The organism is Paenibacillus sp. FSL R5-0766 (assembly GCF_037971845.1).
Taxonomy (GTDB): Bacteria; Bacillota; Bacilli; order Paenibacillales; family Paenibacillaceae; genus Paenibacillus.
The window spans coordinates 119319-140652 of sequence record NZ_CP150227.1; the positions used below are offsets into that span (position 1 = coordinate 119319).

The 21334-nt window shown below is 46.6% G+C and carries 19 protein-coding genes and 1 other RNA gene; 19 read left to right on the top strand and 1 reads right to left on the bottom strand.

What is annotated here, in order from left to right; all coding sequences use genetic code 11:
• The first annotated feature begins 404 nt into the window (after positions 1 to 404).
• The 5 genes from MKY66_RS00570 to argS all read left to right on the top strand — a co-directional run bounded on the left by MKY66_RS00570 (position 405) and on the right by argS (position 5928).
• Positions 405 to 1592 carry a hypothetical protein gene (locus MKY66_RS00570; protein WP_076217006.1) on the top strand — a complete coding sequence of 396 codons (1188 nt, stop codon included), beginning with the start codon at positions 405 to 407 and terminating at the stop codon, positions 1590 to 1592.
• A 218-nt stretch (positions 1593 to 1810) separates the two neighbouring features.
• Positions 1811 to 3292, top strand: coding sequence for an alpha-N-arabinofuranosidase (locus tag MKY66_RS00575; RefSeq protein ID WP_076217007.1), 1482 nt, complete (start codon positions 1811 to 1813; stop codon positions 3290 to 3292).
• Positions 3292 to 3561, top strand: coding sequence for a DUF6171 family protein (locus MKY66_RS00580; RefSeq protein ID WP_237178610.1), 270 nt, complete (start codon positions 3292 to 3294; stop codon positions 3559 to 3561). Before MKY66_RS00575 ends, MKY66_RS00580 begins: the two co-directional genes overlap by 1 nt.
• Positions 3562 to 3826: 265 nt before the next feature.
• The gene (locus MKY66_RS00585; RefSeq protein ID WP_076217008.1) at positions 3827 to 4252 is read left to right on the top strand and encodes a DUF1934 domain-containing protein; all 426 of its coding nucleotides are present in this window, start codon (positions 3827 to 3829) and stop codon (positions 4250 to 4252) included.
• Positions 4249 to 5928 (top strand): arginine--tRNA ligase, encoded by a 1680-nt coding sequence (gene argS, locus MKY66_RS00590; RefSeq protein ID WP_036607272.1) that lies wholly within the window; start codon positions 4249 to 4251, stop codon positions 5926 to 5928. The genes MKY66_RS00585 and argS overlap by 4 nt, the downstream gene beginning before the upstream one ends.
• A 287-nt stretch (positions 5929 to 6215) precedes the next feature.
• On the opposite strand, the gene MKY66_RS00595 is transcribed toward argS, so the two are convergent.
• Positions 6216 to 7370, bottom strand: coding sequence for a S8 family peptidase (locus tag MKY66_RS00595; RefSeq protein WP_036607270.1), 1155 nt, complete (start codon positions 7368 to 7370; stop codon positions 6216 to 6218).
• A 462-nt stretch (positions 7371 to 7832) separates the two neighbouring features.
• On the opposite strand from MKY66_RS00595, the gene rpoE reads away from it, so the two are divergent.
• From rpoE to MKY66_RS00665, 14 genes are all read left to right on the top strand, one after another.
• Positions 7833 to 8402 carry a DNA-directed RNA polymerase subunit delta gene (gene rpoE, locus MKY66_RS00600; RefSeq protein WP_076217009.1) on the top strand — a complete coding sequence of 190 codons (570 nt, stop codon included), beginning with the start codon at positions 7833 to 7835 and terminating at the stop codon, positions 8400 to 8402.
• Positions 8403 to 8855: 453 nt separating this feature from the next.
• Entirely contained in the window at positions 8856 to 10460 is a 1605-nt protein-coding gene (locus MKY66_RS00605; RefSeq protein ID WP_076217010.1) for a CTP synthase, read from the top strand.
• 226 nt (positions 10461 to 10686) lie between these two features.
• A complete protein-coding gene (locus tag MKY66_RS00610) occupies positions 10687 to 11073 on the top strand; it encodes a response regulator (protein WP_017691292.1) in 387 nt (128 codons plus the stop codon).
• Between the two features lie 260 nt (positions 11074 to 11333).
• Positions 11334 to 12188: a class II fructose-1,6-bisphosphate aldolase gene (gene fba / locus MKY66_RS00615; protein ID WP_036607263.1), complete on the top strand. Its 855-nt coding sequence runs from the start codon at positions 11334 to 11336 to the stop codon at positions 12186 to 12188.
• Positions 12189 to 12335: 147 nt separating this feature from the next.
• On the top strand, positions 12336 to 13589 hold the full coding sequence (locus tag MKY66_RS00620; protein WP_017691290.1) for a UDP-N-acetylglucosamine 1-carboxyvinyltransferase: 1254 nt from the start codon (positions 12336 to 12338) through the stop codon (positions 13587 to 13589).
• A 463-nt stretch (positions 13590 to 14052) separates the two neighbouring features.
• Complete coding sequence (gene rho / locus MKY66_RS00625; protein ID WP_036607258.1) at positions 14053 to 15378, top strand: transcription termination factor Rho; 1326 nt, start codon at positions 14053 to 14055, stop codon at positions 15376 to 15378.
• A gap of 97 nt (positions 15379 to 15475) precedes the next feature.
• Entirely contained in the window at positions 15476 to 16750 is a 1275-nt protein-coding gene (locus tag MKY66_RS00630; protein ID WP_076217011.1) for a radical SAM protein, read from the top strand.
• Positions 16751 to 16852: 102 nt separating this feature from the next.
• Positions 16853 to 17050, top strand: a complete 198-nt coding sequence (gene rpmE / locus MKY66_RS00635; protein ID WP_036607255.1) for a 50S ribosomal protein L31 — start codon at positions 16853 to 16855, stop codon at positions 17048 to 17050.
• Positions 17051 to 17196: 146 nt separating this feature from the next.
• Positions 17197 to 17464, top strand: an RNA gene (ffs, locus tag MKY66_RS00640) — signal recognition particle sRNA large type.
• Between the two features lie 174 nt (positions 17465 to 17638).
• Complete coding sequence (gene dnaX, locus MKY66_RS00645) at positions 17639 to 19384, top strand: DNA polymerase III subunit gamma/tau (protein ID WP_076217012.1); 1746 nt, start codon at positions 17639 to 17641, stop codon at positions 19382 to 19384.
• 41 nt (positions 19385 to 19425) lie between these two features.
• Positions 19426 to 19737 carry a YbaB/EbfC family nucleoid-associated protein gene (locus MKY66_RS00650; RefSeq protein ID WP_036607248.1) on the top strand — a complete coding sequence of 104 codons (312 nt, stop codon included), beginning with the start codon at positions 19426 to 19428 and terminating at the stop codon, positions 19735 to 19737.
• 36 nt (positions 19738 to 19773) lie between these two features.
• Positions 19774 to 20373 carry a recombination mediator RecR gene (gene recR / locus MKY66_RS00655; RefSeq protein WP_062838113.1) on the top strand — a complete coding sequence of 200 codons (600 nt, stop codon included), beginning with the start codon at positions 19774 to 19776 and terminating at the stop codon, positions 20371 to 20373.
• Between the two features lie 183 nt (positions 20374 to 20556).
• Positions 20557 to 20832: a DUF2508 family protein gene (locus MKY66_RS00660; protein ID WP_076217013.1), complete on the top strand. Its 276-nt coding sequence runs from the start codon at positions 20557 to 20559 to the stop codon at positions 20830 to 20832.
• A 32-nt stretch (positions 20833 to 20864) separates the two neighbouring features.
• Positions 20865 to 21134 (top strand): pro-sigmaK processing inhibitor BofA family protein, encoded by a 270-nt coding sequence (locus MKY66_RS00665; RefSeq protein ID WP_036607241.1) that lies wholly within the window; start codon positions 20865 to 20867, stop codon positions 21132 to 21134.
• Positions 21135 to 21334: the final 200 nt, after the last annotated feature.

A 21334-nucleotide genomic window follows, 5' to 3' on the forward strand; every position in this document is an offset into this window, starting at 1 on the left:
GCGTGTGATTCGGACTCAATTGAGTATGTACCCCAAGTGGCTGACTGCAGTTTTTATAGTGTTTGTCATCAATTTTGTATTAGCAGTGACGATATTTCTCAACTTTACGTTGATGGTGGCTGATCTGGCTATGCTTTTTGCTGCGTATAGTATTCGGGAATATAAATACAACAAAATATATTTTAGTTTATGCCTTTTATTAAGTATCAGTTTTGTTATCCTTGGTATCAGGACATTTCCCATTTAATTTAGAGTACACAACGTTTAGTAAACAACCACCCTTTCCTACATGATCTAATCATGGGTAAAGGTGGTTTTTTTCTTGCGAAATTGTCATCGGGGTTAATCAGATTGTTACGTTAGAACCATCATATTTGGGTAAAACCATAGAAGGAGGTGTTACGATGACAACCAAGAGTACAATGACATGGAAACGGATTGGTGCATTCGCATTATCGTTAACGCTGGCTTGGGGGATGGGTCCGGTACATACGCTATCAGGTGCTAACGCCGCATCCTCACAGGCATGTGGAAAGGGAGATCATGGACTATCTGCTACATTGAAAAAGGGCAGCGGTGTGGAAGAGCAACACCTGCAATTTACTGACATTGATTTTCTTAATGATACGACTGGACGAGCTGGGGGTGAAGGCTTCCTGATCGGTACCTCGAATGCAGGATGTACGTGGCAGTCCATATATACCGGGCAGTGGCAATTCACACAGCTTGATTTTCCGAATAATGTGAACGGATATGCGCTGGCGCGAGTGAAGGATTCACCTTCAACCTACCTGATCCGTACCCATGATGGGGGATCGCACTGGACGCGGCTCGATACGCCAGGCATTCAATTCAAGCGAATCGATTTTCGCAATAAAGATGTAGGTTATGGTTACACCTATAATGGTGCATATCAGACGAAGGATGGCGGGGTAACCTGGAGTAAATTGAATACACCTGCCAACACGCGTGCAGCTGCCTTTGCAACAGAGAAACAAGGGTATGCCGTCGTGGTTGTACCTGGATCGGGATATCATCTGAAGCAAACGAGTGATGGCGGCAAGAACTGGACAACCTCTCTTCGAGTTGTCTCAGACACATGGAGCGGAGCAGATCTGTATGCACATGGCCAACAAGTATGGGCCCTTCTGTATGGTGATGCAGGCATGTCCCAACAATCGTACTCCCTCTATGCAAGCGGTAATCAAGGCAAGAACTGGACCCAAGTATTTGCGCAATCCACAGCAGGGGGAGGTCCTGCACCGGGTACAAACAGTACGGGCAAAGGAAGCGGACCAGCCAACCCGGGTGGTCATCCCGGCAACATGGCGTTGATTGGTAATCAGACGGCGTATCTGTCTGCAGGTTCACCCGCAGCTGGCAAAGTGGGTATTGGACGTTCTTATGATACAGGTTCCACGTGGAAAAATATTGACCTGAAAGATCCGGGATACAGTTCCCGTATCTCGTTCCCATCGGCCAAGACGGGTTGGCTCGTAGTCACAAGTGATAACTCTCCTGCGATCTATCAGACTACAGATGGTGGAACGACCTGGAAACAAAAAATGTTGTTGCCTTCAGAGCAGGATTAAATAGCCTGTTGTTCTGAAATAACAACGGGGCAAATCCAAATTAGAAATGAATGATAATCAATTTGGTATGTCTCTGTATGAATTTCTATAACAAACAAGCCTCTTCCTAATCAATTACACAGGAAGGGGCTTGTTTGTGTAGAAATAAAAACGGTTGAAACCTACTCTAAAACGAGTTATTGTAAGCGATAACAATACATTAAATGGAGGTTGAAATTATGGTTGATGTTATTTTAAAGGCGGATTCAGATCAAGGATTAATAAATCGCAATATATATGGTCACTTTTCCGAACATTTGGGACGTTGTATTTATGAGGGGCTTTGGGTAGGAGAAGATTCACCCATTCCAAATACGGATGGGATTCGAAATGATGTATTAACGGCCTTGCAGAAGCTTAATATTCCAGTACTTCGCTGGCCAGGTGGTTGTTTTGCCGATGAATATCACTGGAAAGATGGTGTAGGTCCGAAGAGTGAGCGTGCTCGTATGATCAATACACACTGGGGCGGTGTGGAAGAGAACAATCTCTTTGGTACACATGAATTCTTGAGATTATGTGAGCTACTCGGCACGGAGCCATACATCAGTGGCAATCTGGGTAGCGGTACAGTGCAGGAGATGCAGGAATGGGTGGAGTACATCACATTTGACGGCGAATCCCCGATGGCGAACTGGCGTAAGAGTAATGGTAGGGAAGAACCGTGGAAAATGAAGTATTTTGGCGTGGGAAATGAGAACTGGGGATGCGGCGGCAATATGCGTCCTGAATATTATGCGGATGAATATCGCCGGTATGCTACATATGTACGTAACTATTCCGGGAACGAGATTTATAAAATCGCTTGTGGACCGAACGAAGGCAACTATGAATGGATGGAAGTCTTGATGCGGGAGGCTGCTCGCTTTATGGATGGGATCAGTCTTCATTATTACACTATCCCTACAGGAGAGTGGAATGATAAAGGCGCAGCTACAGGATTTGGTGAGGCTGAATGGTTCACCACCTTGAAAAAGACGCTCCATATGGATGAATTACTGGTGAAACACTCCGAGATTATGGACAAATATGATCCAGAGGGCAGAGTCGGCATTATTGTGGATGAATGGGGCACGTGGTATAACGTTGAGCCGGGAACCAATCCAGGGTTCCTGTATCAACAGAACACGATGCGGGACGCTGTGCTTGCAGGTGTTAACCTGAATATTTTCAACCAACATAATAAACGGGTACACATGGCAAATCTTGCGCAGATCGTCAATGTGCTTCAATCGCTTGTGCTCACGGAAGGGGACAAAATGCTCCTGACACCTACGTATCATGTATTTGATATGTATCAGGTTCATATGGATGCGCAGCGACTGGATTTGAATTATGAAAGCCCTGGTTATACCTTCGGAGAAGAAACCATTCCTCAGCTCAGCTTGTCAGCCTCCCGCAACAAGGATGGGGTCATTCACGTGACGGCTTGTAATCTAAGCCACACGGATGAGTTGGAAGTTGTATGCCAGCTGGACGCAGCTCAAGCGGCTAAAGTAACCGGGCAGATTCTGCACCATACTGATTTTGGTGCATTCAATACCTTTGAACAGCCGAATCATGTTCAGCCTGTGGCGTGGGAAGGACTCACACTGGAGAATAACACCTTGCGTTTTGTCCTTCCACCAGCATCGGTTGGGGTCATCGCTGTCGAGGGTTAATGATGAAAAGGCAGGAACCTTGCAAGGGCTGTAATGATCAGTACGATGTGAAGATTAGCGATGCCAAAATGGCCAGACTTGTGGAGATTGCCTCACGTTCGCGTCCGACGGTACAGGATGAGGAATATGAACGTCGGCTATCCATCTGCTCTGCTTGTCCGGGATTGCAATATGGCACAACTTGTCGGCATTGTGGTTGTCTCGTACAGGTGCGAGCGAAGCTGAGTGAGTCGACATGTCCTTTTCCTTATGAATCCCAATGGGCCTGATCGGAGGAACGAATCTTATTATAATGAAGCAAAAGGGAGTTGCACTTTACAGGTGCGGCTCTTCTTTTTTGGCTTGATGAGGAAAAAACTCTGAATTTGGATTTGAATTGAGCGAGGGAACTGGATATAGTTATACAGTAGAGTGTAGGATAGCGAGCTATCCGGGAATATGAGCGCGTATAGCGACACAACAATACGGGAAGGGCTGTTCTCACCAGCCGTGCCTGATTTTGCGTCGCCTCGAATATAATGGAGGTTAACATTCATGTCGAACATGCGACCGGTACACATCCGGCTGCACAGCCGTTATGAAGGTGAAGATGTGCTGCAGGAAATGCAGGGTGAAGCCGTGTTAAAAGGGTCTGTTCTTTATGTTCGTTATGAAGAACCACAGGTTGGACCTGAGGGAGGTACAACCCGTACAACATTGAAGCTGGGCGGACAATCCATCAAGATTATACGTCATGGTGAGGTGGAATCGGAGCAGACTTTTGAGTTGAATCGGAAGCTTCCTGGTTTCTACCGATCACCATACATGTCGTTTGCCCTGTCCACGCATACACAGAAGCTGGAACTTTCCATTCAGGGATTGAGCGCACGCGCAGCGTGGAGCTACGACTTTTACCGCTTTGATGAAGAATCTGGACATTTCGCGATTAGTTTGCATTTACAGGAGGAACCAATTTCATGACACGTAATCCACTAGATACGATTAACGAACGGGTAAGTACGGCCATCGGCAACGCCATTGTGACGGCCGGAATTGTTACGCAGGACGAATTGCCAGCCATCACATTGGAAGTGCCGCGTGAGAAGACACACGGGGATTTGGCGACCAATGCTGCCATGCAGCTGACCAAGATTGCCAAGCGCAATCCTCGTCAGATTGCTGAAGAGATCATTGCCAATCTGAATCTGGCTGAAGCCGGAATCGAGAAGGCTGAGATTGCGGGCCCAGGATTCATTAACTTCAAATTGGACAAGAGTTACCTCTATCCAGTACTTGCGCTTGTGCAGGAGCAGGGTGAAGATTACGGAAGAATTAACATCGGAGAAGGACGCAAAGTCGAGATGGAGTTTGTCAGTGCCAACCCGACAGGCAGCCTGCATCTGGGCCATGCCCGTGGAGCAGCTGTAGGTGATGCGCTATGTAACATCCTTGACTACGCAGGATATGATGTAACCCGTGAATACTACATTAATGATGCAGGTAATCAGGTGTTTAATCTGGCTCGTTCCATTGAAGCTCGTTATCTGCAAGAGCTGGGTCAGGATGCTGAGATGCCTGAAGACGGTTATCACGGTGAAGATATTAAAGGATTCGCCAAGCAGCTTGTTGCTGAAAAGGGTGACGAATTGCTGTCCATGCATCCGGGTGACCGTGCGGCTTATTTCCGTGACTTTGGTCTGGAGAAGGAACTGGACAAGATCAAACGTGACTTGAATCGCTTCCGTGTTAACTTTGACATCTGGTTCAGCGAAACTTCACTGTACGACAACGGAGAAGTGCTGCGAGTGCTTGATGAATTGCGTGACCGCAATGAGATCTATGAGCAAGATGGAGCAACTTGGTTGAAGACGATGCAGTACGGTGACGACAAAGAACGTGTATTGATCAAGAACGATGGCACGTATACTTACCTGACGCCAGATATTGCTTATCACCGCGACAAATATGCTCGTGGATACGACACGATGATTAACATCTGGGGTGCCGATCACCATGGATATATTCCACGGATGAAAGCCGCGATGCAAGCACTGGGTAATGACCCTGAGAAACTGGTGGTCTTGATTGCACAGATGGTGAGCTTGTTCCAGAACGGTGAAAAAGTGAAGATGTCCAAGCGTACAGGTAAAGCTGTAACGATGGAAGATCTGATGGATGAAGTCGGCATTGATGCCATCCGTTACTTCTTCACAATGCGCAGCATGGACTCCCATCTGGACTTTGACATGGACCTTGCGATTTCGACATCCAATGAGAATCCGGTATTCTATGTACAATACGCGCATGCACGTGTATGCAGCGTATACCGTCAGGCTGAAGAACAAGGTATTGAACTGCTGCCACTGGCACAGATTGACCTGTCCAAGCTGACAACAGAGCACGAGTATGACCTTCTCCGCAAAATGGGAGAGCTGCCTGAGGAAATCTCGGCAGCAGCAACAGGATATGCGCCTCATCGTATCATCCGTTATGTATACGAGCTGGCATCCCTGTTCCACAGCTACTACCGTGCAGAACGTGTCATTACGGAAGACGCGCAGCAAACTCAAGCACGTCTGGCACTGATCGGTGCTGTACGTACCGTTATCGCAACAGCGCTTCGTCTGGTAGGCGTAACCGCTCCTGACAAAATGTAAATTCCAGGATCGCGGCCTATCCGCCGCTCTGCCTAAGGCAAAAAGTCTCCATGTCCATGTTGAGTGCCTTCAACGTGGTACATGGAGACTTTTTTTGTTCTGTGCCCTAGCTTAAGAAAACGAAATGCCTGACCCATCCAAGGCACACTAGCCTGCTCTGACATCACAGTGGGCGTAACCTAGAGTTTCAGCCGCTACGTAATACTTCCTCGTGCGTACTGCCTGGGCCGGGCTACTGCGTTTCGCTAAGCCTCAATCAAATTCTGCTGACGGCTGACAGAGCTGGCTCACTCCCCGCCCTCCTGCATTAGCTTCAGGGCATCAATCTCACCACCACGCACCTTGCTCTTTGCTGTGGTAGTCTTGCGAGCACGCAAAGGGATCGTAGCACGTTTGACGAGTGTCTTGATTTCACTAGGGGATAACCCCGGATGTTTGGAGAGTAGCAAGGCGATAGCGCCACTCACATGGGACGTCGCCATGGATGTGCCGCTCATCTCGTGATGCTTTCCTTGTACCCAGGAGGAGACAATTTTATCACCGGGTGCATAGACATCCACATATGCGCCACGATTGCTGAAGGACGCAATACGTCTGTTTTTGTCGGTTGCCCCAACAGATATGGTCTGGGGATACCGTGCAGGGTAATCAATACTGCGGCGTTTGCCGTCATTTCCTGACGAAGCAACAATAACGATTCCAGCATGGTATGCACGATTGACAACGTCAAGAAGCGCCTTGCTGCGTGTTTTCATGCCAAAGCTCATATTGATGATATCGACCTTGTTGCGTACACACCAGTCGATGCCAAGTACAATATCGGATACATAAGCCGATCCGTTGTGGTCAAATGCCTTCACCGGATAGATCAGGGAGCGTGGAGCAACACCAATCATGCCGGCGGTACTGTTGGCAGCAGCGATAGTCCCTGCAATGTGGGTGCCGTGTCCGTTATCATCATGAGGAAGCAGGCTGCGGTTTAACAGATTGATTCCGCGTGCCAGGGAATAACGAAGATCAGGATGATGATAATCAGCACCTGTATCAATCACACCGATTTTAATCCGGTGTCCGGTAGACACAGACCATACTTTGGGCGCCCGAATCTGCTTCACTCCCCAGGGTATGCCTTGAGCATTGCTTGGTTTGCTGTGGAGTGCAGTGGCATGAAGGGAGATGGGAACGTCTTCTTCAATCGTAATTTCATCCCCATAGCGGTATAGGTCCTCCGGGCGTTGGACTGGAGCGATAATGGAACGAGCCAGTCGCGAGGAACGTACAGCCCCAAGGTCGGTGAATTCATTCCGCATTCGGGACAATTCTACGAGACAGGCCTCGTACTGCTGCGGTTTGGCAAATCGGATCAAATATCGCCCTCCCTGTTCTGGTTCAGGGCGTCGCATTCCGTCAATCAATTGATGCAATAAACCAGTATAGTCCATAATGGGCAGCCCCCTTCGGGATGAACATGCTGAGGTATTCTATGAATGCGCTCATCCCGCCGCATGGGGAACTTGCCCTTTTTTTACAAAAACACATTCTCTTCGTGTCAAAACGGGCGCAGGGACATATGATGGATGGAGAGCTAGAGGGCTCTTGCGGGGAACCTGGTGAGGAGTAATCCTCCAAGGGTATACAGTCAGAAGGCGGAGGGGACTCCGTCTTTTTTATGATGGAGTTGTCTCTTTGGCAAAGAGGATATTCCTGTGGGTTTTGATGTCACTTCACGTTTAATATGTGGACATATTGTTGCTGCTCTCCGCATTTGCGTCACATCCGTACATAAAAACTTGCTTTTTAACGCTAAATAGGTTTTACTTAGGTTTGTTAATGGATATGTTATACGTAACAGTCCAGTTCGTAGGGGTTAAAAAGTGAATTTTGTGTGAGAGGAAGTGTCTGCAGTGAGTACCTCGCTCAATTTGAAAATTGATAAAGAAAAGGTAAAAGAGATCCCTTTGGTGGACCTTGCCTTTATGGTGCTGAAAGCGGCTAATACGCCGTATTACTATCGTGACTTAATGAATGAGGTAGCGAAGCAGCGCGGAATGACTGATGAAGAAATCAACGAGTTTATCGCCCAGCTATATACCGAGATTAATATCGATGGCCGTTTTGCTTGCGTCGGTACAAGTCTGTGGGGCTTAAAGCGCTGGTATCCGGTAGCTGGAACAGAAGATTCCATGACGGGTGCGAAGCGTCCGCGTATCATCAACGATGAAGACGATGATCTGGAAGATGAAGACTTCGGTGAAGAAGAAGACAGCTATAGCAGCGATGAAGGCTTCGACAGCACTGATAAAGACGAAGAAGAAGACGAAGAAGATGAAGACGAAGACGACATCTTTGACGAAGAAGACAGCGAAGAAGAAGTGCTGGTTGAAGATGATGATCTGGAAGATGAAGACCTCGAAGAAGACGAAGAAGAGTCCGAAAACGAGGATGAATTTGACGACGATTCTGATAATCGGTAGTCATTTTTGACGTCTATAATTTACCCGTTTCCCCGGAATAGTCAGCCTTGACAGCAGACGGGGTAACGGGTAAACTATTGCATGGGCTTATGAATGAGCGACAATATATTTATGTTTTTTATAGAAGGTGCCCCGTCCTGCGGGAGTACTTTTTTTTGTATTTTTAGAGGCATAATTTTGCAAAATGTTTTCAATTCCACATGCTCCCGGCCAACATTTCGTGGCCCGTTTTTGTATATCAAAAACACGAAATGGAATGAAGGCTACCGGAATGTTTGCACCATTTTTTGCTGTAAAACAATGTTTATTTAAACCGTCTTCGCAGAAAGAGCAGTTCGCAGATGCAGGGAATTTCTGCCATTGCTCTTTTTAACGATGATTACCTGGGAAACAGGTTACGATAACATCATATATCGCCTGAATTTCTGTACTTATATTAGGAGGGTAATAACAGTGACAAAGTATATTTTCGTGACGGGCGGAGTTGTGTCCTCCCTGGGCAAAGGGATTACGGCTGCTTCTCTGGGCAGATTGCTGAAAAACAGAGGGCTTAAGGTAACGATCCAGAAATTTGATCCATATATTAACATCGACCCAGGGACAATGAGCCCTTATCAGCATGGCGAGGTTTTTGTAACGGATGATGGCGCGGAAACGGATCTGGATCTTGGCCACTATGAACGTTTTATTGATATCAATCTCTCTAAAAACAGCAACGTCACGACTGGTAAAGTATACTCTTCCGTCATCAGCAAAGAGCGGCGCGGGGAATATCTGGGCGGAACGGTACAAGTTATCCCACACATTACGAACGAGATCAAAGAGCGTGTATTCCGCGCTGGACGTGAAGCGGGTTCGGATGTGGTTATTACGGAAATTGGCGGAACAGTGGGCGACATTGAGAGTTTGCCTTTCCTGGAAGCTATCCGTCAGATCAAGAGTGATGTAGGTCGCGACAATGTGATGTATATCCACGTAACACTTATTCCTTATATCAAAGCAGCTGGTGAAGTGAAAACAAAACCAACACAACATAGTGTTAAGGAATTAAGAAGCATCGGTATTCAACCAAATGTGATTGTATGCCGTACAGAGTATGAATTGTCTAAAGATATGAAAGCCAAGATCGCTCTCTTCTGCGACATTGATGAAAATGCCGTGGTTGAATGTCGTGATGCAGACACGTTGTATCAAGTACCTCTGAACCTGCGTGAAGAAGGCTTGGATGAGATCGTGGTAAATCACCTGAAACTGACTACTCCTGCACCGGATATGAGCGAGTGGGAAGGGCTGGTTGACCGGATCAACAAGTTGGAGCATACAGTTGAGATCGCTATTGTTGGTAAATATGTAGCGCTGCATGATGCATACCTGAGTGTTGTTGAGTCGTTGTCTCATGCAGGATTTGCATCCAATGCCGATGTGAAAATCCGCTGGGTTCCTTCTGAAGATATTACGGATGAGAATGTAGGCGACCTGTTGCATGGTATTGGCGGTATCCTTGTTCCTGGCGGATTCGGAGATCGTGGTATTGAAGGTAAAGTATCGGCAATCCGTTACGCTCGTGAGAAACAAATTCCGTTCTTCGGTATTTGCCTGGGTATGCAGGTTTCCGTTATTGAATATGCACGTTCCATCGTTGGTTTGAATGGTGCGAACAGTTCCGAGATTAATCCGGCTACGGAATTCCCGGTGATCGATCTGTTGCCTGAGCAAAAAGATATCGAGAATCTGGGTGGCACGATGCGTCTGGGTCTGTATCCTTGTAAGCTTCAGGAAGGTTCTTTGGCGATGGCTTGTTATGATGACGAGCTGGTGTATGAGAGACACCGTCACCGGTATGAGTTCAACAATGAATACCGTGAAACGATCGAAAAAGCAGGACTGGTTATCTCGGGTACATCCCCGGATGGACGTCTGGTTGAGATCGTGGAACTTCCAGGACACCCATGGTTCCTGGCGGTACAATTCCATCCGGAATTCACTTCCCGTCCAAACCGTCCGCAACCATTGTTCCGTGAGTTTGTAAAAGCTTCTCTGGAGAATGCGCAGAAGTAATATGGTTATAGTGTTAACGTAATAGATATTGGGGATGTTCCTGGCAACCATAGCGGCTGCCTGAACATCCCTTTTTTTGCATAAAGAGCAGGTGAAAATGCTTTTTGTCATTTTGTGAAGGTAGCAGGATTTTAATGGAAGAGGTAGAATACTTATCATGACGACTATGGGATAGTTATCCAGATTCGATGATGTGCATGCTTTCCTAATTCTAGGAGGTTACAGAGTGGAAGATAAAAAAGTTTTGATTGTTGATGACCAGAATGGTATTCGAATCCTGTTAATGGAAGTGTTCAGCAGTGAGGGGTATAACACGTTTCAAGCACCCAACGGCAAGGTTGCTCTGGAGATTGTGAATAATGACAAGCCTGACTTGGTATTGCTCGATATGAAGATTCCTGGGATGGACGGTCTTGAAATCCTGAAGCATATTAAAGAGATTGATCCGGGTATCAAGGTGATCATGATGACCGCTTATGGTGAACTGGACATGATTAAGGAAGCAACAGATCTTGGAGCGCTCATGCACTTTACGAAACCGTTTGATATCGACGAGATGCGAGTGGCTGTGAATATGCAACTTCGCAATGGTACTGCCAATAAATGCAGCTGAATCCTGTTGATACAGGATTTTTTTGCGTGTGGAGAACATAGAAGGTGCTTGGTGGGAGAATGGGGTATTTCACTCCTTCATCCGGGGAATATTGGAAATGGGGAAGTTATAAAGCGGTGTCTATGAAAACTGTGCTGCAAAGCACAGCATTTTTGCAAATGCTTGTTTAGTATTTGACATGGGATGTGGTATAATAAGCCCGTATGTGATTTCGGCTAAAAACCATAGACACAACCCAAACCCCTAGGAGGATTGAAACCATGCCATTAGTATCTATGACAGACATGTTGAACAAAGCACTTGAAGGAAAATATGCAGTTGGTCAATACAACATCAATAACCTTGAGTGGACTCAAGCGATTCTTGGTGCTGCTGAAGAAGAAAAATCCCCAGTAATCTTGGGTGTATCCGAAGGCGCAGCACGTCACATTGGTGGCTTCTACACTGTAGTTAAAATGGTAGAAGGACTCATTCACGACATGAAAATCACCGTTCCAGTTGCAATTCACCTGGACCACGGTTCAAGCTTCGACAAGTGTAAAGAAGCGATCGATGCTGGATTCACATCCGTTATGATCGACGGTTCCCATCACTCTATCGATGAGAACATCGAAATGACTAAAAAAGTTGTTGAATATGCACACGCTAAAGGCGTTTCTGTAGAAGCTGAAGTAGGTACTGTAGGCGGACAAGAAGACGACGTTATCGGCGGCATCATGTACGCTGACCTGAACGAGTGTATCCGTATCGTTAAAGAAACAGGTATCGATACATTGGCACCAGCTCTTGGTTCCGTACACGGTCCTTACCACGGCGAGCCTAACCTGGGCTTCAAAGAAATGGAAGAAGTTCGTGACGCGGTACAAGTTCCACTCGTATTGCACGGTGGTACAGGTATTCCTAAACACGACATCGACAAAGCCATTTCTCTGGGTACATCCAAAATCAACGTAAACACAGAGAACCAAATTGCTTTTGCAAGAGTGGTTCGTGAAGTGCTTGCAGCTAAACCAGATGCTTACGATCCACGTACATTCATCGTACCAGGCCGTGAAGCAATCAAAGAAACCGTTAAAGGTAAAATCCGCGAGTTTGGTTCTAACAACAAAGCGTAATTTATCTTTACCAGTTCCATACTGTGAAATGGAAAAACACCGCCTAGCCGGTGTCTTTCCATTTTCACACCTTATTTCTACATCGGAAGCCAACAGCACGTATTGCCGTTCATCGGCTGCAAAACACGTAGGGGGACATTAAGCTTTATGGAAAAATTGATGATTAGTGGCGGACGTCCGTTACAGGGAACTGTAACTATAAGCGGCGCCAAGAACAGCGCCATTGCGCTTATTCCTGCAGCATTGCTTGCCGAGTCAGAAGTCGTGTTGGACAACCTGCCGCTTTTGAGTGACGTGGCGGTTTATGCAGAAATTTTGGAGGAACTCGGAGCACGTGTGACTTGGGAAGGCAGTCAGATGAAGATTGACCCTTCTGACATCAAATCCATTCCTATGCCGAATGGTCCCGTGAAGAAGCTTCGCGCTTCGTATTATATGATGGGTGCATTGCTAGGGCGTTTCAAAGAAGCGACCATAGGTTTACCAGGGGGCTGTAATTTTGAGCCTCGTCCAATTGATCAACATATCAAAGGGTTTGAAGCGCTTGGCGCAACCGTAACAAACGAACATGGCTCCATTCATTTGCATGCCAAAGAGCTGCGCGGAGCAAAAATCTATCTTGATGTAAGCAGTGTCGGCGCAACCATTAATATCATGCTGGCGGCTACTCGTGCCAAAGGCTCTACAATTATCGAAAACGCGGCTAAAGAGCCTGAGATTATAGATGTAGCAACACTTCTGAATTCCATGGGTGCCAGTATCAAGGGTGCGGGTACCGAAACGATCCGTATTGAAGGAGTCTCGGAGCTTAAAGGCTGCCGTCATTCCATCATTCCGGACCGTATCCAAGCAGGTACGTATATGATCGCTGCAGCGGCGACGCGCGGAGATGTTCTGATTGACAATGTGATTCCCAAACATCTGGAAGCTTTAACGGCAAAGCTGCTGGAAATGGGTGTTGGCATTGAGGAATTGGATGAAAGTATACGTGTCATTGGTAAACCAAGCTATAACCACGTTGACGTGAAGGCGCTTGTATATCCTGGTTTCCCAACGGATCTACAGTCACCCATGACCAGTGTTTTAACACAGGCAACCGGTGTGAGTGTCCTGAGCGACTTTGTATACAGTAATCGGTTCAAGCATGTGCCTGAGTTAGTGCGGATGGGTGCAAAGATTCGAGTAGAAGGACGGTCAGCGATTATTGAAGGCAGTGCATTAAACGCGGCCAAAGTAAAAGCATCCGATCTTCGCGCTGGAGCAGCGCTGGTGATCGCAGGTCTTACGGTCAGTGAAGGTGTGACTGAAGTAACAGGGGTCGAATATATCGATCGTGGTTACGATCATCTGGTGACTAATCTGCGCCTGCTCGGTGCAGATGTATGGCGGGAAACCGATTAAACGGGAAGCGTTATGCATAATTTGGTCCTACACATGTTTTTAACTGAACTGCATATCTTTTTGTTGATTGGGTAAACCTGTTTTAATAGAGTTCTCAGTCTCTCCGGCATAAGACGAAATGTTTCTGTTTCCTTTACCGGAGGGTCTTTTTTTGAATTAAACTTCATATGGCTGTAAGAACATCATTTCTCATCCCCAACCCCCGGTTTTGTTTGAACTGCGCTCCATAGCCGGTCTATCCGGATTGATCGCCTCAATGCATCGTTCACTCAATAGCGGATCTTGCCGAATGTTGGCCATCCCACCCGGAAACTTACACTCAAAGACAAGTATTTGCATTATAACGGTTACATTCCGTACAATGGACAGAAGAGATTGTGGCAGACGCCGCTCTCTATAGCCGGAACATCTAGCGAAACTATCCATTTCACACGGACTCATTAATTGAATAGGTGGTTATTATATGGATCTACAAATTTCCGATTTGGAAGAAATGAAACTAACGGACCTTTACAAACTGGCCAAAAAATATCAGATACCTTACTATGGTACGTTAAAAAAGAAAGAATTAATCTTTGCTATACTACGTGCACAAGCTGAACAGAGCGGCCTGATGTTCATGCAAGGCGTACTCGAGATTTTACCTGAAGGTTACGGATTCTTAAGACCGATCAACTACTTGCCAAGTACGGAAGACATCTACATCTCAGCTTCTCAGATTCGCAAGTTTGACCTAAGAACAGGTGACCTCGTATCAGGTAAGTGTAGAACGCCTAAGGAAAACGAGAGATACTTCGGTTTGTTGCAAGTCAACGCTGTAAATGGTGAGAATCCATCGGCGGCTGCAGAGCGACTTCACTTCCCGGCACTAACCCCACTGTATCCGCAGAAAAAACTGGTTCTCGAAACATCCCCCAACCATTTGTCCACACGAATTATGGATGTGCTCGCCCCGGTAGGATTGGGACAGCGCGGATTGATCGTAGCACCTCCCAAAGCGGGTAAAACGCTTCTCCTCAAAGAAATTGCCAACAGCATCTCAACTAACAATCCTGAAATTGAACTGTTTGTCCTGTTGATTGACGAACGTCCAGAGGAAGTAACGGATATGTCGCGTTCGGTAAAAGGGGAAGTTGTGGCTTCAACATTTGATGAACTGCCTGAGAATCATATCAAGGTGGCGGAATTGGTGCTTGAACGTGCGCTTCGTCTGGTTGAGGCTAAAAAGGATGTTGTTATCCTGCTGGATAGCATTACACGTCTTGCCCGTGCATATAACCTGGTTATTCCACCATCCGGTCGTACACTTAGTGGTGGTATTGACCCAGCTGCATTCCATCGTCCGAAACGTTTCTTCGGTTCTGCCCGGAATGTGGAAGAAGGCGGAAGCCTGACCATCTTGGCAACGGCATTAATTGATACTGGATCACGTATGGATGATGTCATTTATGAAGAGTTTAAGGGTACAGGTAATATGGAGCTCCATCTGGACCGTCGTCTGGCAGAGCGCCGCATATTCCCGGCGATCGACATTCGCCGTTCCGGTACACGTCGTGAAGAAGTGTTGCTCAGCAAGGAAGAATTGGATACAATCTGGGCGATTCGTAAAAACATGAATGATTCCCATGACTTTGTTGAAGGATTCCTGAAAAAACTTCGTAACAGTAAGACAAATGCAGAGTTTTTGGCGGCTTTTGATTCGGCTGGTAATAGCCCAACAAGCAATTCCGGGACAACAACAACCCGTCGCTCACCTAGACAGACAGCAACGTCAGGTACATCGACGTAAGTGTCGTTCGACTAATCACTTTCTTTTTGCAGCATTGCTGTGAATGTTACAATACACTCGTCGTTAGGTTTAACCCATTAGATGTGAGGAGAACATCATGTATTTAGTATACGCAGACGAAAAAGGTAATGTATTTGATCATCCTTCCCTGTACGGGCTTGCCCGCAGTGGAGATATGATCGTTGAAATTATGGAGGACGAACTCATCCCTTTGCCAGAGGGTGCAACGTTGGTTGGACTCCCGAGTACCCGGCCCATTGGTATGGACCCGGACACAGGTGAGATGTTGCCGATGCCAACGGACACACAGGCTGTAGGTGCGTTGCTTCCACAGGGATTCACTCGTTTGTGTCTCCCTGGTTATGTGAAGACGGATAAAGAGTATAAATTGCCTTTATTCGGTTATTCCGCAGTGGTTTGGAAAGATGGCGGTTTCTATGTCACGGCTGCGAAGTCGGATAGTCCTGACCAATGGAATCCGCTCAACTGTGATCGTGACGATGTACGTTCCGGGGTTAAACGATTGACAGAGCAATACCCCGAGAACCGTCTCTACACGCATCTATCCAACTGTGCGCTTGGATATGAATGCCTAACTTCATCGAACACGTTCCTGAATCGTTGGGAAGGTGGAGTGCCGGTATCCTATTCATGCAATGCGGGCTGTTTCGGGTGTATCTCCGAGCAACCGGATGATAGCGGCTTTGTTTCCCCACAGACACGTATGAACTTCCGACCACGTGTGGATGAGATTGTGGAGGTTATGCTGGAACACCTGAAGACGCCGGAGTCCATTATTAGCTTTGGACAAGGTTGTGAAGGGGAGCCTTCCACGCAGGCCAAGCTGATTATTGAAGCGATTCGCGAAGTGCGTTCCGTAACGGACATGGGGTATATCAACATTAATACCAATGCCGGTCTGAACGATCATATTAGAGGTATTGTAGATGCTGGATTGGATCTGATGCGCGTAAGTACAATTAGCGCACTGGATGACCACTATAACGCCTACTATAAACCGCGTAGTTATACCTTAGCCAATGTTGAGAAATCGATGAAATACGCAGCGCAGCAGGGTGTATACACGTCCATTAACTATCTGATCTTCCCGGGCGTAACAGATCGTGAAGAAGAGATTGAGGCGATGATTGAGTTTGCGAGAAGAACCGATCTACGCTTGATTCAGATGCGTAATCTCAATATTGATCCGGAGAGCTATCTGGAATTAATTCCTCCTGCTCAAGGTGATATCTTGGGCATGAAGCAGATGATTGAGATTTTTGAAGACGAGTTGCCTGATGTTGTGATCGGATCGTACACTCATGTTCCACCCGCTGGAATGGCACGTCCAAAACGGTTGATTACCTCATAACAATAATGGATTGCAACAGGCACAAGGCCGTGTTATAATCTCAGGGTTGTGCCATTTACTCTGGGTCCGCTTGAGGCTCAGGGCGGAAAGAGGTGAAAGGTAATGAAAGAAGCAATTCATCCTAATTACACGATTGGTCAAGTATCTTGCGCTTGCGGGAATACTTTTGAGACAGGTTCGGTTAAAGACGGACTTCGTGTAGAGATTTGCTCCGCGTGCCACCCGTTCTTCACAGGTAAACAGAAGTTTATCGATGCTGGCGGCCGTGTTGATCGTTTCAAAAAGAAATACGGAATCTAATTGGACAATTCTTGGAGTTGTCTGCTAATTGCATCCAACACACCCCTGCTAATCTGGCAGGGGTTTTTATATCTTATATGTAAGCATGGTTGCTTCCGAGTTCCTCTGGTTGCAATTTGGATAACCTTACGTTATACTATTTCTTACCGTGCTAGATGGGGAGGTAGCGGTGCCCTGTAACTCGCAATCCGCTATAGCGAGGTTGAATTCCTGCTAGAGGTTTTGCCGATGTGAGGTTTGGTCCCTAAACGTGGTGTTGACGGTTGGGTCCTCCGCAATGAGTACTCATGAACCTGGTCAGGTCCGGAAGGAAGCAGCCATAAGTGAGATCACTCTTGTGCCGGAGGGTTGCCTAGCCCGAGCTATTGTTCAGGGGTGCCACTTGGATCGCAAATATCGATAGCAGGTGCACGGCTTATCTTTTAAATGTAGAGACCTTTGCAGTTGTATGTATGCAGAGGTCTTTTTGATATGTCTTAATAAACCACGCATGAATCAGTCAGATAAAGTTTGGATTCACCCTAGAATATAGTATAATAGGGGAACGACAAAGGACTCGAATGCGAAGTGGAAGGAAGGTAACGCATCATGGAGCATATCGCGTTATACCGGGCTTGGCGTCCCCAGTCGTTTCAAGATATGGTGGGGCAACAGCATATTATTCAGACCTTGCAGAACGCGATTCGTGAACAGCGGACTTCCCATGCCTACTTATTTAGCGGGCCCAGAGGAACGGGAAAGACAAGTGCCGCCAAGATTTTGGCCAAAGCTGTGAACTGCGAACGTGGGCCTGCGCCTGAACCTTGTAACGAGTGTGAAGCTTGCCGCAGAATTACGACTGGCGCTGTGATGGATGTGCAGGAGATTGATGCTGCATCCAATCGTGGCGTTGAGGAAATCCGTGATCTTCGGGAAAAGGTTAAATATGCGCCAACCGAGGTCCGGCAGAAAGTCTATATTATTGATGAAGTGCACATGCTGACAACGGAGGCATTCAATGCTTTGCTCAAAACATTGGAAGAGCCACCACCACATGTGATGTTTATTTTGGCAACAACGGAACCGCACCGCCTTCCGGCTACCATTATATCGCGCTGTCAGCGATTTGATTTTCGCCGGGTATCCCTGGAAGAGCAGACAGCAAGACTTACACTGATCTGTGAACAGGAAGGCATGGAAGCTGACCAGGATGCGCTCCAATACATTGCCCGTTTATCGGACGGTGGAATGAGGGATGCACTTAGTGTGCTGGATCAGATCTCTTCATTTACGGATGGACGAGTAACGTACCAGCAGGTCATGGACATGACGGGTGGGATTGCTTCAGAGCAATTTGCCAAACTGGCTGCTTCGCTGCTCAAGGGTGATGTTGGTCATATTTTGCAGATGATTGAAGGTTTCATGCATGAAGGAAAGAGTGCAGACAAGTGTATGGAGAATTTGCTGTATTATTTCCGTGATTTGCTTATGATTAAGATGGTACCTGATGCAGATAAACTGACGGACCGGGTACTTAATCCCGAGTCTTTCCGTGATATGGCGGAGTCATTCACCAGGGAACAACTGTTCCACATGATAGACACCCTTAATCGGTACCAGAGTGAAATGAAATATGCAGTACAACCACAGACATTATTCGAAGTTGCATTGCTTAAACTGTGTAGTATTCCAGCTCAAGGTGAGGCTTCTGTTCAGGTGGGAGCTTCAGCTCATGCAGCACCTGCTGATGGGGGAGAGATCAACCGCTTGAAGCAGCAGCTTGCTGAGTTGGAGAAGAAGTTGGATCGTGCACTGAAAAGTGGTTTGTCTGGTGGAGAAGGTTCATCAAGTGCTCCATCTCGTCCGGCAACAAGAGCGCCTGTATCGAGAGGCAATTCACCTGCGAAGCTTCCTGCACAGTTGGATCAGTATGTTGCACGCAAGGGAGCCGCTGAGTTCGCAGAGATCAGCAAAAAATGGAGTCAGATCCTGCAACGAGTGAAGGAAGAGAGGGTTACCGTTCACGCCTGGTTTGTGGATGGTGAGCCGGTATCATTGCTTGAAGACAATGTGTTGGTTGCTTTTAAAAACAATATTCACCGTGAAACGACGGAGAAGCAGGCTAACCGCGAAGTCATTGAGCGAGTGTTGTCGGAACAGCTTGGGCGTCCTGCACGATTGGTGACGATGATGCTCAAAGATTGGACCGGAGCAATGGAGGGAGCTTCTGAAGCGCCAAAGGAGGACTTTAAGCTTGAACCTGAGCATGAAGACGGTGGTTCAGGCAACAAACAGCCTTGGATTGATGAAGCCATCCAGCTCTTTGGTGAGGATCTTGTAGTGATCAAAGAATAATGCGCATAGCGCGATAACTATAACAAAGGAGATGAACAATTATGAACAACATGAACCAAATGATGAAACAAGTGAAGAAAATGCAGGAGCAAATGCTGAAAGCACAAGAGGAACTGGCGGACAAAACAGTCCAAGGTACTTCTGGTGGCGGTGTAGTGACGGCTGAAGTTAACGGACACAAGAAATTGCTTGCTATCACGATCAAACCTGAAGCGGTAGATCCGGAAGATGTTGAAATGTTGCAAGATCTCGTTATGACAGCTGTTAATGATGCAATGGCCAAAGCCGATGAGATTGCCAACAAGGATATGGGCAAGTTCACAGGCGGCATGAATATTCCGGGATTATTTTAATTAAAAAATTGATCCTGTCAAAGGAGACACAATCGATTGTATTATCCCGAACCAATAGCCAAGCTGATTGATGCCTTCACCCGGTTGCCGGGTGTGGGTCCCAAGACGGCAGCGCGTTTAGCTTTTCATGTGCTTAACATGAAGGAAGATGACGTTATCGATTTTGCCAAAGCACTCGTAAGTGTGAAACGTAATCTTCATTACTGTTCTGTATGTTGTAATATCACTGATACGGACCCATGTCGCATCTGTCAGGATAAGTCCAGGGATGTATCTGTAATCTGTGTAGTTCAGGATTCGAAAGATCTGGTGGCCATGGAGCGCACCAAGGAATTCGATGGGTACTATCATGTGTTACAGGGCGCGATTTCACCTATGGAGGGAATTGGCCCAGACGATATTCGTTTGAAGGAACTCCTGATTCGATTAAGTGATGAACGTATAAAAGAGATCATCTTGGCGACAAACCCCAATATTGAGGGGGAGGCTACAGCGATGTATATCTCCCGCTTGGTGCGTCCGTTTGAGATTAGTGTGACCCGGATTGCGCATGGATTGCCTGTAGGCGGCGATCTTGAGTATGCGGACGAAGTGACCCTTTCCAAAGCGTTGGAAGGGCGCAGGGAGATGCGTTAGTGTATTCAATTTGTATTACACAGTGCACTTCCTTGGAAACTTCGGATGCTAAATAAGTTTCGATGTGCAAAGAGAGCCTTAGGGCTCTCTTTTTTTGCGAAGAAAATGAATGCCCAAGTTCTAAGTTTGTCCTTTCCCTGATAAGTATGAGAATAGCTGTGCTAATCAGGAGGGGGAGAGTTTATGTTTTTGTGGCGAAATAAACGGAACTCGGTAGAGAAACACAACAGAATGTTGAAGGAACTTGAGGCGGATCAGATCTATGCAGATATTCAGATGGCTAAGCAGGAATGGGAACGGGCTATGAGACAGTTTGAAGATGCACAGGGGCAGGATGAGATTGATTATGCCATTTATGTATTGGAGGCAGCTGAGCGAAAGTACCAGATCCACTTGAGAAGAGCGAAGCGAGCCAGAGCTAATGATGATGTTACATCACAGCGAGGGATTAGTATGTAGTCACGTTTACATTAAACACGGAGGTGTAACATATGAAGAGTATCATACTGGGAAGTGTATTGGTTATATCGTTACTGGGGCTTATCGTTATTTTATTCAGAAAGCGGATAGGGTTATCGTTTTTTACGTCATTCGGAATTCATCTGGTGCTGGCTGCAGTAGGGATATATATCGTGAATTATTCCGGCTGGATTACAGGAACCTACATCCCGCTGAACCCCGCAACGATAGGGACTGTAACTGTTTTGGGATTGCCAGGTGTGGGGTTATTATTAGGGTTAAAAATTTCTTTGTTCGGATAGTTGACTCGCAGGATATTTATATGGTACATTATATCTCGTTGCTTTGCTTACTTGGTTAGATGCTTTAGATGAAATGAAGGAGTTCATTACGAACTTCGAAAAAGAATTTCAAAAAAACACTTGACCAAAACAAACGAAGTATGATATATTATAAAAGTCGCCGCTGAGAGAAAATGGTGACGAAAAAACGAGTTTGATCT

What these genes read in the sequence shown, in the direction of transcription:
- MKY66_RS00570 (WP_076217006.1), top strand. Translation starts at nt 405, where the DNA reads ATGACAACCAAGAGTACAATGACATGGAAACGGATTGGTGCATTCGCA.
- MKY66_RS00575 (WP_076217007.1), top strand. Translation starts at nt 1,811, where the DNA reads ATGGTTGATGTTATTTTAAAGGCGGATTCAGATCAAGGATTAATAAAT.
- MKY66_RS00580 (WP_237178610.1), top strand. Translation starts at nt 3,292, where the DNA reads ATGATGAAAAGGCAGGAACCTTGCAAGGGCTGTAATGATCAGTACGAT.
- MKY66_RS00585 (WP_076217008.1), top strand. Translation starts at nt 3,827, where the DNA reads ATGTCGAACATGCGACCGGTACACATCCGGCTGCACAGCCGTTATGAA.
- argS (WP_036607272.1), top strand. Translation starts at nt 4,249, where the DNA reads ATGACACGTAATCCACTAGATACGATTAACGAACGGGTAAGTACGGCC.
- MKY66_RS00595 (WP_036607270.1), bottom strand. Translation starts at nt 7,370, where the DNA reads ATGGACTATACTGGTTTATTGCATCAATTGATTGACGGAATGCGACGC.
- fba (WP_036607263.1), top strand. Translation starts at nt 11,334, where the DNA reads ATGCCATTAGTATCTATGACAGACATGTTGAACAAAGCACTTGAAGGA.
- MKY66_RS00620 (WP_017691290.1), top strand. Translation starts at nt 12,336, where the DNA reads ATGGAAAAATTGATGATTAGTGGCGGACGTCCGTTACAGGGAACTGTA.
- rho (WP_036607258.1), top strand. Translation starts at nt 14,053, where the DNA reads ATGGATCTACAAATTTCCGATTTGGAAGAAATGAAACTAACGGACCTT.
- MKY66_RS00630 (WP_076217011.1), top strand. Translation starts at nt 15,476, where the DNA reads ATGTATTTAGTATACGCAGACGAAAAAGGTAATGTATTTGATCATCCT.
- rpmE (WP_036607255.1), top strand. Translation starts at nt 16,853, where the DNA reads ATGAAAGAAGCAATTCATCCTAATTACACGATTGGTCAAGTATCTTGC.
- dnaX (WP_076217012.1), top strand. Translation starts at nt 17,639, where the DNA reads ATGGAGCATATCGCGTTATACCGGGCTTGGCGTCCCCAGTCGTTTCAA.
- MKY66_RS00650 (WP_036607248.1), top strand. Translation starts at nt 19,426, where the DNA reads ATGAACAACATGAACCAAATGATGAAACAAGTGAAGAAAATGCAGGAG.
- MKY66_RS00660 (WP_076217013.1), top strand. Translation starts at nt 20,557, where the DNA reads ATGTTTTTGTGGCGAAATAAACGGAACTCGGTAGAGAAACACAACAGA.
- MKY66_RS00665 (WP_036607241.1), top strand. Translation starts at nt 20,865, where the DNA reads ATGAAGAGTATCATACTGGGAAGTGTATTGGTTATATCGTTACTGGGG.